The organism is Streptomyces sp. NBC_01298, assembly GCF_035978755.1.
Taxonomy (GTDB): Bacteria; Actinomycetota; Actinomycetes; order Streptomycetales; family Streptomycetaceae; genus Streptomyces.
In genome coordinates this window covers 7658832-7673012 of record NZ_CP108414.1, presented here as the reverse complement: position 1 = coordinate 7673012, position 14181 = coordinate 7658832, and the positions used below count along the sequence as shown (strand labels likewise).

Genomic DNA, 14181 nt, shown 5'->3' with positions numbered 1-14181 from the left:
AACGAGGAGGGGCAAGTGAACGAGCGACAGGCCCGGGTCTGGGCCGGCATCGACGCCGGCAAGGGCCACCACTGGGCAGCGGTGGTCGACGAGACGGGCGCGACGCTGTGGTCGAAGAAGATTGACAACGACGAGTCGGCGATCCTGACCGCGCTCGGCGAGATCCTGGCCCTGGCCGATGAGGTCCACTGGGCGGTGGACATCTCCGGCACGTCTTCCGCGCTGCTGCTGGCGCTGCTCGCGGCTCACGGCCAGCGGGCCGTCTACGTGCCCGGACGCACCGTCAACCGTATGTCCGGGGCCTACCGGGGCGAGGCCAAGACCGACGCCCGCGACGCCTACGTGATCGCCGAAACATCCAGGCAGCGCCGGGACTTCGCGCCGATTGACGTGCCCGCCCAGCTGGCAGCTGACCTCGCGCTGCTGACCGCGCACCGCTGCGACCTGGTCGCCGACCGCGTGCGGATGATCAACCGACTCCGCGACGTGCTGACCGGCGTCTTCCCCGCCCTGGAGCGGGCCTTCGACTACTCCGCCCACAAGGGCGCGCTGGTTTTGCTGACCAGTTACCAGACCCCAGCCGCCATCCGCCGCCGTGGCCGCGCGAGGCTGACGGCCTGGCTCGCCCATCGCAGCGTGCGGAGCGCCGACGCGGTAGCGGCCACCGCCCTGGAAGCCGCCCAGGCCCAGCAGACCGCGCTGCCCGGGGAGGACGTCGCCGCCCAAATCGTAGCCGACCTGGCCGCACAGATCCTGGACCTGAACGACCGTCTCAAGCGCATCGACAAACAGATCCGCGACACCTTCCGCGCCCACCCCCAGGCCGAGATCATCGAGTCCATGCCCGGCATGGGCCCCATACTCGGCGCCGAGTTCGTCGTCGCCGCGGGCGACCTGACGGCCTACGCGGACGCCGGCCACCTCGCTTCCGCGGCCGGGCTCGTCCCCGTCCCACGCGACTCCGGACGCCGGACCGGCAACCTGCACCGACCCAAGCGCTACAGCCGCCGCCTGCGCCGGGTCTTCTACATGTCCGCACAGACCAGCATCATCCGCGAGGGGCCGAACCGGGACTTCTACCTCAAGAAGCGCGGCGAGGGCTGCAAGCACGTCCAGGCCGTCATAGCTCTGGCACGCCGACGCGCCAGCGTCCTGTGGGCTCTCCTGCGCGACAACCGGGCGTTCACCTCCGCCCCGCCTGTCACGCAAGCAGCTTGATTTCGTCATTGAGACTCCAGGGCATGACTTTGCCGCGGGCATGTCCCGGGGCTGAGAGGGGCTAGAAGCGGCGGATGATGCGGAGGGCGTCGGCGTAGAAGCCGCCGCCGTCGAGCAGGCTCGGGCCGCCGAGATCGCCAAAGGTGGGGCCATCGGCCACCTTGCGGCTGGAGATGAAGCGGTAGCCGCCGAGCGTGTCCTGGCCGATGTAGATGCCGTCGTGGTCGATCTGGCCGGAGACCTCGTCGCCGCTGTCCGCATCGAAGAAGACGACGTCCCCGATCTGGATCTTGCTGAGTGAGGGCGGCGCTCCGGTGGCCTGGGCGACGATGATGCCGGGCCCGTCCGGCCCCATGTCGCGGCTGCGGCGGGGGATGTTCAGGCCGTCGAAGTCCAGGTCAAAGGTCAAGGGCAGACCCATGCGGTAGCCGTAGACCATGCGGACGAAGCCCGAGCAGTCGATGTTCAGCGTCTCGTCGATGTCGAAGTGCGGGAAGTCCCGGTGCTCTCCCGACGGGAAGTCCCAGTCGATCCCGAAGTAGTCGTTGAAGTCGGAGAACTCGAACCGCTTGCCGTCGGGCTGGAGCGGGCCGTAGCCGGCCTGTCCGTACACCTGGTAGCCGAGGGTGGCATCGACGACCGGCGGGGCGTGGGCGCCGAACATCATGGAGTAGGCGAGGGCATCTGGGCTGTTGTCCTGTGCCCAGTGGCGGATCCGGGCCTCGATGTCCGAGGTCCAGCCGCCGTCGTAGGGGTCGTCGAGGACCCGGATCCACTTGTCGTGAGTGACCGTCGGTGGGTGGGTCCACTCGCAGGATTCGGCGCCGATCGAGTAGATGTAGACGTGAAACGGCGTGTTGGTGTTGCCCGTGCTGGCGATGCTGCGGACTCCGATACGACCGGCCATGTGGTCGGTGTCGGTCACTGAGTGCGTCCAGGTTCCGGGCTCGGAGGTGCCGTCCTTCCATGCCCGGCAGCGGACTGTGGTGCCGGTCCTTTGTGCGCGTATGTGCCACTTGTCGAGCGCGGCGAAGCCCGTACCCAGCGTCGTGAGGGCGCCCAGGGTGGTGATGACTCCGCCGGTCTCCTTGTCGAGGGCCAGTTGGACGTTGCCGGCCACGGTCGAGAAGAGGAGCCGGGCCCGGTAGTTGTTGCTGGTCCCGGTGTAGCCGATGCTCAGGCTGGTAGAGCAGGACGCTCCGGTGGGCACCTCGTCAACGCTGAGCACCATATGCGCGTTGACGTCACCAATGTCCTCATCGAACAGGCTGGCCCAGCGGCTGGTATTCACGGCGTCCATGAGGATGACGCCCTTACTGCCGTCGACCTCGAACTTGCTTTCGGTGCCGAGCAGGCTGCGCCAGGTGCCGCCGCCTGGGGACTGGCCCCACTCCGGGCTGATCGTGCGCTGGAAGTCGTCAGTGAAGACTTTCTTCTGCTCGGTGAAGGTCCTGCTCTGGCCGCGCATTTGAACGGTCTTCGAGCCGACGGTGAGTATGGCCAGGGTGGCGCCGGTGCTGTCGAGTACCTGCGTGCGCGTCGGCCCGGTGAGCGCGCGCCGGCTGAGGCGGCCCAGGCTTCGCTGGAAGAGCGTCTCGGAATCGCCCACGATCATGAATGCCACGGTCAGGCCTCCTGCAGGTCGACCTGGATAGTCACCGCGGTAGGGCTGCCGGCCACGCTGGCGATCTCCAACTTGAGGGTGTCGCCAGCGCTGAAGACCTCGTTCTGTACGCCGGAGTCGCTGAGCCAGCTGTCCGCAGTCACGAGGGACAGGTCCGTCGACATCAGATCGCTGCTGTTCTTCTGGGCGTTGATGGTGGCGCCGCTGCCGCCGACCCGGTAGCCGCGGACCGCGACGACCGTGCAGGCTTTCGGGGCCCGCCACACTACGACCGTCGTGGCCGAAGGTGGGGTGAAGACCCCGGAGCGGCTGAACGTAGTCACTGCCGCCGGCATGATGAGCCCACCGCAGATGACGACGCCGTCCGCGTCTACGCTGAACTCTGTTCCAACCGCGAGGGGTGGGGTCAGCGGCTCTTCCGTGAGGTCGGCCCACTCGCCGGCGCCACCGGATGTCCGGCGGAGGAAGTCTCCGGTGGAGCCGGTACTCGGACGCGCCAGGTAGGTGCTGGAGAGGTTGGGTATCTGGCTCGTCGGCACATCGCCGCTGGAGTTCAGCGTGGCGATCCCGTTCGGGGCGCCGAGGAGATCGGCGGACACCCCCAGGAGGTCGACCTGGCGGGCGGCGACCTGGTCGGTGTTGGTGGGCAGCACGGCCCAGCGGGTGCCGCCGGCCGAGTCCCACCAGAGCGTCGTGATCACGTTGTTCGGGCCCTGGAAGGCCAATCTGCCGAGGCTGTCCGTGACTACGTCGCCGCCCGTGGGCGCGCCCGCGAGGGTGAGGATGTCAGTGAGCTGTGAGCCGCCGGTGCGGGCGGTCCACACGGTGCCGGAGCGTCCGGCCTGGATGTCGCCGTCGGCGTCGGCCACGACCGCGCCGCCATCGGAGCCGTAGAGGTAGCGCATCGCCTACTCCTCAGGTGCCGATCGGGAAGCGGAGGCCGTGCAGCGACAGCCAGTCGACGTCGGGGCCGACGTACATGATCTGGCGTGAGCTATTGAGGTAGATGCGGCCCGAGGTGTGGAAAGTCCACTGGTTGGCGATGGCGTACTCACCGACGACCAAGCTGCCGTAGGAGGACGAGAGGGTCCCCACGATGGTCTCGGTGGCGATGTTGCCGCCCGAGACGGTCCGCTGGATCGACCCGCGGCAGACCACGAAGTTGGCGCCGTCCATGCAGGCCTGCGGTACTCCGGTGTAGCTGGTGAAGCCAGCGGCCAGGCTGATGTCCGACCAGGACAGGGGTGCGTAGATGGTTTTCCATGCGCTGGCCGTGCGGACGGTAAGTGATCCCGGCGTGTCGAGCCAGGCGACCATGCCTGCCTCGGGTGTGTCGATCGCTGCGTCCCGGGCGGCAGCGTCGTCGAAGCGCATCGTCGTGCGGGTGGACGCCCAGAGCGCGAGCGCCTGCATGTCAGCGGGCACATTGTCGGTGTCAGCGCCGCTGGGGTAGGGGGCGTCGCCGATGGGTGTGGTGGGCACGAGGCCTCCTAGCTGGTGGTGAAGCGGCTGACGACGACGTAGCCGCCGCGGACGGGCACGACGAAAACGACGTCGCCGACCAGGCGGTCTGTATAGGTCTCGAGGCAGCTGGCCGTCAGGGAGGCGCCGCTCACGGTGATGTCGACGGTGCCGTCCACGTTGACCGCCGCGACGACCGCGGAGCCCGGGGTTGGGCGGGCGGCGAGCGGGAGGACTGCGTCTATGAGGCTCATCAGGATTCCTCGTCGGCTTTGGTGGAGCGGGTGTCGCAGGACATGGCGCCGCTGGACGACAGGCCGATCTTGTCGATGATGTGGTGCTCGGGTGCGTCCTCGCCGTTGTCGACGAGCACGACGTCGCCCGGTTCCAGAGCAGGGTTCGGGACCGCGGTGAACGACAGCCCCTTCGAAAGTCCCAGCGAGTTGGCCAGCAGCGACCGGGCCGCGCCTGACGCCTGCCCGGAGGTGCGCAGAAGGGGGCTGGAGTAGTGACGGACCCGCCGGCCGAAGGGGCCTCCAACGCGGGTCGGGGAGGTCGCGACGGTGTCCTGTGCGATGACCGGGCCGACCGGCACACTGCCATCCGAAGCGTCCCCGGTGGCGACGACGCAGTTGTAGACGCCCTCGACGGATGTGGAAGCAGCCGCGGTGACGAGCACGCCACCGGCGCCGGCATCCACCCGCCAAACGGGCCGGTCGCTCAAGGTCGGCACGTCGGAGATGACGAATCGACCCCTGCCGTCGCACCACACCTCCACCCCGATGGAACGGGCCAGGGAGGCGTCGTCCCCGTCGACCGCTTTCCATCGGCCTGACTCCCACGTCGTGCGGCCTACCGTCGCGTCCCGGATGGTGCGGCGGACGACGACTGCGGTGGGCACGCTCTCAAGCAGCAACGCCTCGATCAGGTCCAGCGCGGACGAGCCGGACATGGTACGGGGGCTGACGAACTGGTCGTCGATGACGACCTTCTCCCGCCCGTAGGCGGTGATCGAAATGCCCCCGTCGGGCCGCTGTGTGTCCTCGGCGTCGACCCGGAACAGGCCCTGCGGGATGAGCTCGGACGAGCCGTCGAGGTAATCGAGCCCCACGTCGAGCTGCAGATAGGAGCCCTGCACCGTCACCCCGGCGAGCCCTCGCACGGTTTCCGGGCCGAGGACCGCCTGCATGGTACGGCGGACCTGCGCGGTGCGGTCCGCGGTCACCGACCACGACAGGAGCCTCGCCACGAACGGGTCGCCCTGCGGCGGGTACAGCGTCGCGCGGGCGGCCGGACGCAGGGCGCCGCGGAGTGCCGGGTCCCAGCGGGCAGAAACGGACCACACGCGATCACCCCCCGCCCGTCACGTCCGCGTAGGTCTGGCCGGTCGCGATGCGGTCTGCGTAGGTCGGCCACATGGCACGGCTGTCGTCGTAGGAGCGGCCTGGGACCCGCAGTGGCGCGCCGACGGTCGAGGGCCGGTCCACCGCGGTGATGGCCACGGTCCATGTGCGGTGAGGGTCGGTCGAGACGCCCGGCATGGACTCGCTGATCTGACCGGGCACCCAGTAGGCGTCGGGCCTCCCGTTGATCATGCGGGTCTGCGCGAGCAATGGCGTCCCCGCAGTCAGCAGCGTCAGCAGTGCGATCCGCTCGTCCAGGGTGTCGGTCTCGAGCTCCACGGTGGAGGTCGCCAGGGACCACGCGTCGACTCGCATCACCGGCGAGGAAGCGCCGAGTACGTCGAATCGCTGCTGCCTCTCGCCGTACTGCAACTCCGGCCAGGACATGACCTTCACCCGCAGCGACAGGGCAGGGTCGCCCAGAGCCTTCAGCCACAGATCCCGCACAGGCGTGGGCTCGGGCGGGGTAACGGCGGCGCCATCGGATCGATCGCCGATGGTGCCGTCCGAGTCGATCGGGTAGGCGTACCAGGCCGAGGACTGTCCGAGCGGCGCCTCATGGTCGTAGGCGACCGCGATCCCGCCCGGAGCCGGCGCGACATCCCCGCTGCGGACCGGGACCTCGACGCCGTCCATGCTGACCCGGGTGAACCGGACCTGCGCTGGGTCGGGTGAGAGGTCCGAGAAGTCGGCGATGAGGAAAACGCCAGCCCAGGGATCGTCTCGCCGGGCGGTCAGGATGCCGTCCGGCGAGACGACCTCAACGGGTGGGTCCGGTGGAGCGTCATCGGGGTCGATGATGATCGACAAGTCAGCTCCTCCTTCCCGCTGCGGCCCGCATGCTCATCGACTGGTCGTAGGAGGAGACGACGGAACCTGCCTCGCCTTGGACGTAGGCGCGGAGGGTGGGGCCGTCTTGGACTACGAGCGTGACCGGGCCGCCGGATTGCAGGCCGGTAGGTCGCGCCGCCGCCCGAGTTAGGGCGTTGGCTTGGGCCGTGGTGAAGACGGGCTCGGGGCGACCTGTGCCGTTGTAGGCCAGGTTCATCCCAGGCTGCAGGAAGCCGCCCGAGTCGAACTTCCCGAGAGCCGGAGCGAATCCGTACCGGTCGGTGAACAGGGAGTCGTTGTAGCCGCGGGCGCGGGAGCCGACCGTGACTCCGTCGCCGCCGCGGGATTCCACGTTCATGCCGGCCAGGGTGCCGGCCGTGTGACCGACGCCCGCGTTGGTGATGCCGATCATGAACGGCGAGCGCAGATTGCGGCGCCAGCCGGCCGGAGCCGTGTCTCCCTGGAAGGAGAACGTCGACCACAGCCGCCCGAGCGGGGACTGGCCGAGGATGACCTTCTGGATTCCAGACATGAAGCCCGAGCAGTCCCAGCTCGGGTCGCCAGCTCCGCCCCACTGATAGGGCTTGCCAGCCTGGGACCGGGCGAATCCCATGGCCGCAGCAACGGAGCCGGAGGCGTTCCCACCTCCGATGAGGCCCTCAACCCCGCTGACCGCCTTGTCCTTCAGGCCCTTCAGCATGCGCAACGGCAGCTGGCTCAAGGCCTGCGCCCACTGATTGCCGGTGAGGTTCTCACCGATCTTGTCCCGCAGCCCCTTCGTAGCGGCGTCCCACGCCTTGCCGGGGTTGGACACGAAGTCGAAGGCAGACATCACCGCACTGCCGATCTTCTGTGCCTTGCCGGACAGCCAGTCGACGATGCCGCCGTCAGCGAACTGCGGAATCCCGACCGCGCCGCCCGCCGCGAAGGTGGATCCGTTCTGGAGTGCCCGCTGCCGCAGGGATTCGACCACCGAGTGGCCGCCGGCGGACTGCACTTCGCGAGCTGTCCAGACGTGCTCTCCGTTGGACAGCAGTGCCGGGATGGAGTCCGACGTCGCAGTTCCGGCTCCGTAGACCGAGCCACCCGTTGCGAACTTGACCTTCTCGAGCTGGCCGAGTCCCGCGATCTTGGCGACGGCGTTCCAGACGGGCACGATGCCGCCGTTGTACACAGTCTCGACGATGAACTTGACCGGCTTACGGGTGATCTCGACCAGCTGCTCCCAGGCCGACTTGATGCCGTCCTTGGCGAAGACGAAGGCGTCCTTGACCAGGCCAGCCGCCTGCCGGATCCGGTCGAAGTGCGGCTTGATGCCGTTCTCGTACAGCCAGCCGGCCTTCTCAGCGATCCAGCCGAAGATCGGCTTGATGTAGGACTCCCAGAGTTCCCGGAAGCGTTCTCCCACGGCCCGAGTGCCGACCTTCAGGGCCTCCCAGGCCGGGCTGATCCTTTCGCGCCAGAGCCAGACCGCAGCGTCGGCAATCCAGCCGAAGACGGGCCTTAGAGCGTGCTCCCACAGCCACATCGCGGCGGCTGCGATCCCCTCGAACGCGGGCTTGAAGGCGCTCTCCCACAACCACATCGCGATTGCGGCGAGCACCTTGAAGGCGAGCACGATTGGCAGAACCACCGCCACGACGATGATGGCGAAGAGAATGCGGGCGGCTAGCCAGATGCCCTCGAAGGCTGGCTTGACGGCCTTCTCCCAGAGCCACATCGCGGCTGCGCCGAGGTACTTCAGTCCGGCCCAGATGCCGACGAAGATGGGCTTGAGCCCGTTCTCCCAGAGCCAGACCGCGCCGTCCCGGATGGTCCTCCAGACGATGGCGATGAAGTTCCGGAACCAGTCGAACTTGGTGTACAGGAGCACGACAAGGCCGACGATGGCGATGATCGCGAGGGCGACCCAGCCCCAGGGGCCAGCAAAGAAGGCCGTATTGAAAGCCCAGGTAGCGGTCGTGGCAACCCACATGGCGCCCTGCCACAGGAGCAGCGCGACCGTCCAAAGTCTCGTAGCGATGAAGATTGCGTAGATCAGCTGGATGGCTACGGGGAAGTTCGTGGCAATCCACGACACGCCTTCGAACAGGGCGCCGAGCACCTTCAGGAGCGGCCCTGAGATCGGCTCCAGTGCCTTGGCGACGTCGAAGAGGCCCCCAGCTATCTTCCCGATCGTCTCGGCGACGGTGGGACCCATGGAGGCCGCGTAGGACAGAAACCGCTCGAACGTCGGGGAGCCCTTCAGCTGCGTGCCCCACTTGGCGAAGCGGCCAGTGATGGTCTGCATCCGCTCGGAGATCGAGTCCATGTGCGGCAGGAAGCCCTGGATCACACCGGCCATGCCCTTGAAGACGCGGCCAAAGGAGATGCCCAGGCCGGCGATGGCAGGCTCGACCGACCCAGCGAAGTCCTCCTTGAAGGACTGCCACCACGGCGACTTGAAGCCGGTCGCGATGCGGTCCTGCAGGCCAGTTACAGCCTTCGCCGCGGCGAGAACGATCGGCGTGAGCCCCGGCAGGGAGTTCTTGAGCCCCTCGAGCGCACGAGTGAAGATCGGCATCACGGCGGGCTGCAGGGACTCTGACCAGGCCTTGAACGCGGTCCGGAGGGACTGGAAAGCGTTGAACGTGCCTCGTGCGCTGGGGGACAGCTTGTCCAGGGCCGCCTGGTATTTGGCCTGCGCCAGGGCAGCCTGATCGACGCCCCCGGCCGCCGAGGCGGATGCGGAGGCAATCTGACGCTGGGCAGACGCTATCGAGTCGGCAGCCTGGGCGGTCGCTCGGGCGACGTTCTGCTGCGCCTTGGCAACTCCCGCCTGGGCGTCCTCGACACCGCGTGCGCGGTCCGCGACAGTCTCCTGGGACTTGGCAAGGCGGTCTTGTGCCTGCTTGACGACCTGCGTGCCCTCGACGCCGGTCTTGGCGGCGGTCGCCTGCTCCTCGGCGAGCCGCTTCGTCTCGACGGTCTGCTGCTTCAGGCGCTGAGTGGCCTGCTCGACCGCCAGGGCCGCACGCTGCTTCTCCAAAACGGTGGCCTTGGGGTCCGCCTCGACCTCGCGGCGGCGCTCCTGGGCCTCGGCCAAGGAGAGTTCTGCGTCCCGGACGGACAACTGGGCGTCCGTGTAGCGGCTCGACAAGTCCTCGAGCTGCTGAGCGGCGTCCTTCCGCGCCTGCACGAGATCCTGCTGTGCCTGGGTCGACGCTTTCTGGGCGTCGGCGAGCTGCCTCTCGGCGTCCTCGACTCCTCGGGCAGCCTGCTGTACCTGTTCCCGCGCGGAGGCAATCTGGGCTGCCGCGTTGCGCTGGGCGGACGCCAGAGCCTGCTGGGCGCCCGCCATTTGCAGAGCCCGCGATGCAGCCTGAGCGCCGGCCTGAGCTCCCTGGCTTGTGGCTGCGGTAGAGGCCTCCTGCGCAGCCTTCTGTGCCTGCAGGGCGCCGGCGATGCCGATGAAGGCGGGCACCGCCACCGCGGCAAGAGCTCCGACGCCAACGCTTGCGACCACCGCAGCCGACCCGACCGCACCGATGCCAGCCGCCAGGACCGGGATCGCCGGGAGTATAGCCAGTCCGCCGATGGCCACCGTCAGCTGGAGGATGGCAGACAGCGCGCCAGAGGTGTCCACGTCGATACGTACACGCCGGCCATCGACCGCCTCGATCGCGGCATGTACAAGGGCAAGCTGAGCGCGGGCAGCAGCAGTATCCGCGCGGACCTGCACGTTGGGGTGCTGGGCGCCGAGGCGGGTGAGTTCCGCCTCGATCAGCCGGATTTCCGCGCGGGCGGCGGTCGCGTCGATGTCGATGCCGATTCGCTGACCGGCGAGCGTCTCCATGCGGGCGCGAAGGGCTTGCAGGTCGGAGTCAGCTTCCGAGGTGTCCGCGCCGATCTGCAGCTGAGGCAGGCTGCGGAACGCGGCCTCCAGGTGGACGCGCAGGCTGCGGGAGAACGCTCCGCCAGTCTCCGAGCCCTGCCGGGTTGCGGACGCGCGCGCCTCGCGCCCGCCCTGTGTTACGCCATCTCGTAGGGAGCCGCGGATCTCCGCGGTGATGCGGGCGGCAATCTGGCCGCCGATCTGCTGGCCGATCGAGACTCCGACGGCCCCGATCTCCTGCTGCATTGCCGGGCCGAAGGAGCGTCCGGCGGCACTGCCGGCGTCTTCTCCGGCCCGGGTGGCCGCTGGCACGAGGCCGGCGCGGAGACGGTTGTAGATTCCCTGGGTGTTGGGGATGACGTCGACTTCGACTGAACCCACGGTGATTGCCACGGGAGCCTCCTCCCGCGCGTTAGGCCGCGCCTCCGTTGATCAGTTCGAAGAGCCTGTTGGCGCTGTTCTCAGTGAGCTCGGTCTTCGCCTTGCGGGGCTTGGCGCCGGGTCTCGGCAGGGGCTCGGGCGGGCTCGGTCGCTTGGCTTTGCTGTCGCTGTTTGCGCAGATCAGCACGTACTCGACACGCCGCAGAGCGTCGATGGCCGAGGCAAGCAGGAGCTCGGACTGCGACCAGCGGCCCTTCTCAGGCTCACCTTGCTCAGCCTGCTGGTCGAGTTCCTCCTCCGGCATCGCGTTCCGTAGGGCCGTCAGCGTGGCCGATTCCGGCGGTAGGCCCTGGATCAGGACGCGCAGTCGGCGGGCGGTCATGTCGCCGCGGTAGTAGGCGTCGATCTGGTCGGCGTCGCGCGGGTAGTAGTGCGCGAGGTCGGCTTCTAGCGCTTCCGCGTGCGCCTCTGCGACCGATTGGGTCCACTGGACTTTCCCACCGGCTCGCCCGAGGCGGACCCGGAGTCGTCCAGGAACTGTCCGAGTTCGTCGTTGGTGGGGTCGAGGTCCAGGTACAGCTCGTAGGACTCAGGGCTGAGGACGTCGGCGAAGAAGTCGTCCATCTCGTTGGCCTTGAGGAGGCGCATGCTGCTCTGTCGCCAGGCCCCGGACGGGATGATTTCCAGGGTCTTCCCACAGAGTTCGGCGGTGACGTAGTGGCCGCCGGCTTCGATCTCCTGGGCCTCGGCGGGCGTGGTGTCGCTCTCGGTCATGGCGCGGTCCTTTCAGGCGGGCGCGGTCGCGGTGGTGGTGAAGACGGGCAGGCCGGGACCGCGCCAGGTATCGGCCTGCCCGCCGCTGTGGGGTCAGGACCCGATGTAGGCGGGCGTGACCGGGACCATGTCGGCGTGGTAGACGGTGTTGCCGGCGGCGTCCGGGTAGGCCGTGATGGTCCACTCGAAGCCGGCCATCTGGTCCTGCTTGTGGGTGACGTCGCTGCGGTCGCTGACCTCGCCCTCGGGGATGTAGAAGCCGCGCGAGGTGTCCCCATCGAAGATCGCGAACCAGAAGGCGCGCCGGTCCGGGGCAGGGCTCGCAGTCTCCGCGAAGGAGGTGAGGCTGCCGACCGGGGCGAGATCCGCGACGGGGATGCGGTACTGCAGCGACTGCACCGTGGTGCGGCTGGTCTCCCACGCCGTCAGCTTGAACGTCCGCAGGCTCTTGGTGATCTGGGTGCGGATCGGCGAGGTCAGGCCCCAGGGGGTGAACTCCTGGCTGTCCTCGTCGAAGCCCTGAACGAGACCGTCGTCGGAGATGCAGCCGAGGGGCTTCCACGCTACAGCCGGCTGGGTCAGAGGGGTGGCGGGGGCTGCGGTGCCGACGTCCGCGACCCAGCCGCCGCCGTTGGCGCCGATCTGAGTCAGGTCCGCGGCGCGGGTGATGTTGACCATGAGGTGGGTCTCCTACATGCGAAGACCCCGCCAACGGACGGGGTCGGGACAGGGCCGGCGCGGTCCTGGACCGGTCAGGAGACCGGGTGACTGTAGATCTCGTAGGTGGCCCCGACGCGGCGGAGCCCGGTGTTCTCGTAGGGGCGGACGCCCGGGGCGGTTAGCGTTCTCACCCGGCCGACGACTGCACCACCAGCGGTGGAGCCGGGCAAGGTGCCCAAGAGCAGGCCGCGGATCTGCGTGGCCATGGTCACGGCGGCGCCGCGAGTGGCGGCATAGACGTCCACGTCGACAAGGGCCCGATCGAGCCGGTAGCCGTCGTCGTCGCCAGCCGCGATCCGCTCGACCTGGACCGTCGGCAACTCGTCGAGCAGGTTGTTGTCGAGCTCGTCACGGACGACAACGCCGCTGCCGAGCTGCGCTTGAAGCCACTGGATGACGAGGAGCTCGACATCCACTGAGCCAACGGCTGCCATCAGCGGCCCCCAACTTGGGCGGCCCGCAACAGCACATGGTGGGCGTGAACCTTTTCGGTTCCGAACTCCACCCAACGGGCGTAGTAGGCAGAGTTCCCGACCACGCCGACCGGGCGCTTCTTGCGGGACCGGCCGACCGCCTTGCGCTCCACTTTGGCGTACCAGGAACGCTTGTACTGACCTGAGTGCGGGTCGCCAGGCCCACCTACGGGTGAGATGGACTCGCCCACGCCCTTGATGGCCTCCGCACGGCGAAGCATCTCGGCGGCGATCATTGGCGAGTTCAGGAGCTGGCCGACGCCCCGGGTGGACATCTTGAATCGGGCGGCCATAGCCTCACCTCCTCAACTTGGGGGTGGCATGGAAGTCAACGGCGTGCTGGGCAGCGTCAGCTTCGACGGCGAGTGGATCACCATTACGAAGACTCCGTTTGGGTCGAGGCCGGCGCCGATGAGGATCCGAGCAGCCGACATAGTCGCGACGCGATACAAGCTGGGCCGGAGCCTCTTCTACGGCTACGTCCAGTTCGTTCTTCCAGACAGAGGGCCTCGTTCGGAGATGCCGCTGGGTTCCTTGGTTGGCGGTCGACCGCCCTACGAGGACCCGTACAGCTTGTCGATCCCCCGCAAGAGCAATGAGGCCGCCCAGGAGCTGATGGCCGCCGTCGAGCAGGCCCGTCCTAGCCGGTAACCCGGTCTGCGGCGAACTGAAGAACACCTGACAGCCCGGTGAAGGGGTTGACGCCCCAGTCGCCTGGCTGGCCGGTGATCTCGCAGACCTCGCCTCGGATGCGGACCTTGTCGGTCGTGATGATGTCGGTGCCGCGCGGCGCGTACACCGTCCAGCCGACGATGACGGTGTCCCTGGCCTGCTGCTGCTCCCCGCCGACCTGCGGCGTCTCGGCGCGAGGCGCGACGACGCAGCCCGTGAAGGGTGTCTCGGTCAGGGTGCCGGGGATCGGCTGCCCGCGCGGGTCCCGGCCTGGGGAGGTGCCAAGGCGGAGCCGGACGACCGTCTCGCCATAGGGGTACGGCGCGGGCACTACACCCACCCCCAGCCGGGCTCGTACTCCAGCCCGGCGCCGTAGGTTCCGTCGACCGGCCACGTAGGCGACGGGTCGGCGGTCACCGGCGTCGGGTCGACCGTGAACGCACCGCCGCGGCCGGCCAAAGACTTCAGGGCCGCCTTGTCGGCCTTGGTGAGGTACAGGCCGCCGCTGCCCGTCGGACGCTGTACCGACATCGGGCCGATGGTCTCGTAGGACACCTGCTGTGGATTGACGTAGGCACGGGCCGCTACGGACAGGACGACCGCGGTCGCCTGGTCCGGCAGTGGCTTCACGACCGACTCCGCCAGCGCGACAGCCTGCTCGATCAGCAGGTCGGCCCGGTCGCCGGCGATCTCCTCCAACCCCAGGTACAGGGCCAGCTGCTCGGCGGTAGGAGGGACGAACGTCATCAG

At 68.5% G+C, this 14181-nt stretch carries 16 protein-coding genes; 2 read left to right on the top strand and 14 right to left on the bottom strand.

Going from position 1 to position 14181, the window contains the following annotated elements:
• Positions 1-15: 15 nt before the first annotated feature.
• A complete protein-coding gene (locus OG730_RS35110) occupies positions 16-1218 on the top strand; it encodes an IS110 family RNA-guided transposase (protein WP_327308011.1) in 1203 nt (400 codons plus the stop codon).
• A gap of 61 nt (positions 1219-1279) precedes the next feature.
• On the opposite strand, the gene OG730_RS35105 is transcribed toward OG730_RS35110, so the two are convergent.
• The 12 genes from OG730_RS35105 to OG730_RS35050 all read right to left on the bottom strand — a co-directional run bounded on the left by OG730_RS35105 (position 1280) and on the right by OG730_RS35050 (position 13052).
• Positions 1280-2833 (bottom strand): NlpC/P60 family protein, encoded by a 1554-nt coding sequence (locus tag OG730_RS35105; RefSeq protein WP_327309548.1) that lies wholly within the window; start codon positions 2831-2833, stop codon positions 1280-1282.
• Positions 2834-2844: 11 nt separating this feature from the next.
• Entirely contained in the window at positions 2845-3747 is a 903-nt protein-coding gene (locus tag OG730_RS35100) for a hypothetical protein (RefSeq protein ID WP_327308010.1), read from the bottom strand.
• 10 nt (positions 3748-3757) lie between these two features.
• Positions 3758-4324 carry a hypothetical protein gene (locus tag OG730_RS35095; protein ID WP_327308009.1) on the bottom strand — a complete coding sequence of 189 codons (567 nt, stop codon included), beginning with the start codon at positions 4322-4324 and terminating at the stop codon, positions 3758-3760.
• An 8-nt stretch (positions 4325-4332) separates the two neighbouring features.
• A complete protein-coding gene (locus tag OG730_RS35090; RefSeq protein WP_327308008.1) occupies positions 4333-4557 on the bottom strand; it encodes a hypothetical protein in 225 nt (74 codons plus the stop codon).
• Positions 4557-5648 carry a DUF5047 domain-containing protein gene (locus tag OG730_RS35085; protein WP_327308007.1) on the bottom strand — a complete coding sequence of 364 codons (1092 nt, stop codon included), beginning with the start codon at positions 5646-5648 and terminating at the stop codon, positions 4557-4559. Before OG730_RS35085 ends, OG730_RS35090 begins: the two co-directional genes overlap by 1 nt.
• 4 nt (positions 5649-5652) lie before the next feature.
• Positions 5653-6516 carry a hypothetical protein gene (locus OG730_RS35080; RefSeq protein ID WP_327308006.1) on the bottom strand — a complete coding sequence of 288 codons (864 nt, stop codon included), beginning with the start codon at positions 6514-6516 and terminating at the stop codon, positions 5653-5655.
• A 1-nt stretch (position 6517) separates the two neighbouring features.
• The gene (locus OG730_RS35075; RefSeq protein WP_327308005.1) at positions 6518-10804 is read right to left on the bottom strand and encodes a hypothetical protein; all 4287 of its coding nucleotides are present in this window, start codon (positions 10802-10804) and stop codon (positions 6518-6520) included.
• Positions 10805-10823: 19 nt separating this feature from the next.
• Positions 10824-11174: a hypothetical protein gene (locus OG730_RS35070; RefSeq protein ID WP_327308004.1), complete on the bottom strand. Its 351-nt coding sequence runs from the start codon at positions 11172-11174 to the stop codon at positions 10824-10826.
• A gap of 65 nt (positions 11175-11239) precedes the next feature.
• The gene (locus OG730_RS35065) at positions 11240-11566 is read right to left on the bottom strand and encodes a hypothetical protein (protein ID WP_327308003.1); all 327 of its coding nucleotides are present in this window, start codon (positions 11564-11566) and stop codon (positions 11240-11242) included.
• Between the two features lie 93 nt (positions 11567-11659).
• Positions 11660-12244 carry a phage tail tube protein gene (locus tag OG730_RS35060; protein ID WP_327308002.1) on the bottom strand — a complete coding sequence of 195 codons (585 nt, stop codon included), beginning with the start codon at positions 12242-12244 and terminating at the stop codon, positions 11660-11662.
• 74 nt (positions 12245-12318) lie between these two features.
• Positions 12319-12720 carry a phage tail termination protein gene (locus tag OG730_RS35055; RefSeq protein WP_442815130.1) on the bottom strand — a complete coding sequence of 134 codons (402 nt, stop codon included), beginning with the start codon at positions 12718-12720 and terminating at the stop codon, positions 12319-12321.
• A complete protein-coding gene (locus OG730_RS35050; protein WP_327308000.1) occupies positions 12720-13052 on the bottom strand; it encodes an HK97 gp10 family phage protein in 333 nt (110 codons plus the stop codon). Before OG730_RS35050 ends, OG730_RS35055 begins: the two co-directional genes overlap by 1 nt.
• 28 nt (positions 13053-13080) lie before the next feature.
• Between OG730_RS35050 and OG730_RS35045 the strand changes: the two genes are divergently transcribed.
• On the top strand, positions 13081-13410 hold the full coding sequence (locus OG730_RS35045) for a DUF4429 domain-containing protein (RefSeq protein WP_327307999.1): 330 nt from the start codon (positions 13081-13083) through the stop codon (positions 13408-13410).
• Here the strand turns inward: OG730_RS35045 and OG730_RS35040 are convergent.
• On the bottom strand, positions 13400-13762 hold the full coding sequence (locus OG730_RS35040) for a hypothetical protein (RefSeq protein WP_327307998.1): 363 nt from the start codon (positions 13760-13762) through the stop codon (positions 13400-13402). The two genes, OG730_RS35045 and OG730_RS35040, sit on opposite strands and share 11 nt — an antisense overlap.
• On the bottom strand, positions 13762-14178 hold the full coding sequence (locus OG730_RS35035) for a hypothetical protein (protein ID WP_327307997.1): 417 nt from the start codon (positions 14176-14178) through the stop codon (positions 13762-13764). Before OG730_RS35035 ends, OG730_RS35040 begins: the two co-directional genes overlap by 1 nt.
• Positions 14179-14181: the final 3 nt, after the last annotated feature.

What these genes read in the sequence shown, in the direction of transcription:
- OG730_RS35055 (WP_442815130.1), bottom strand. Translation starts at nt 12,720, where the DNA reads ATGGCAGCCGTTGGCTCAGTGGATGTCGAGCTCCTCGTCATCCAGTGG.
- OG730_RS35045 (WP_327307999.1), top strand. Translation starts at nt 13,081, where the DNA reads ATGGAAGTCAACGGCGTGCTGGGCAGCGTCAGCTTCGACGGCGAGTGG.
- OG730_RS35090 (WP_327308008.1), bottom strand. Translation starts at nt 4,557, where the DNA reads ATGAGCCTCATAGACGCAGTCCTCCCGCTCGCCGCCCGCCCAACCCCG.
- OG730_RS35065 (WP_327308003.1), bottom strand. Translation starts at nt 11,566, where the DNA reads ATGACCGAGAGCGACACCACGCCCGCCGAGGCCCAGGAGATCGAAGCC.
- OG730_RS35100 (WP_327308010.1), bottom strand. Translation starts at nt 3,747, where the DNA reads ATGCGCTACCTCTACGGCTCCGATGGCGGCGCGGTCGTGGCCGACGCC.
- OG730_RS35105 (WP_327309548.1), bottom strand. Translation starts at nt 2,833, where the DNA reads ATGATCGTGGGCGATTCCGAGACGCTCTTCCAGCGAAGCCTGGGCCGC.
- OG730_RS35070 (WP_327308004.1), bottom strand. Translation starts at nt 11,174, where the DNA reads ATGACCGCCCGCCGACTGCGCGTCCTGATCCAGGGCCTACCGCCGGAA.
- OG730_RS35035 (WP_327307997.1), bottom strand. Translation starts at nt 14,178, where the DNA reads ATGACGTTCGTCCCTCCTACCGCCGAGCAGCTGGCCCTGTACCTGGGG.
- OG730_RS35050 (WP_327308000.1), bottom strand. Translation starts at nt 13,052, where the DNA reads ATGGCCGCCCGATTCAAGATGTCCACCCGGGGCGTCGGCCAGCTCCTG.
- OG730_RS35060 (WP_327308002.1), bottom strand. Translation starts at nt 12,244, where the DNA reads ATGGTCAACATCACCCGCGCCGCGGACCTGACTCAGATCGGCGCCAAC.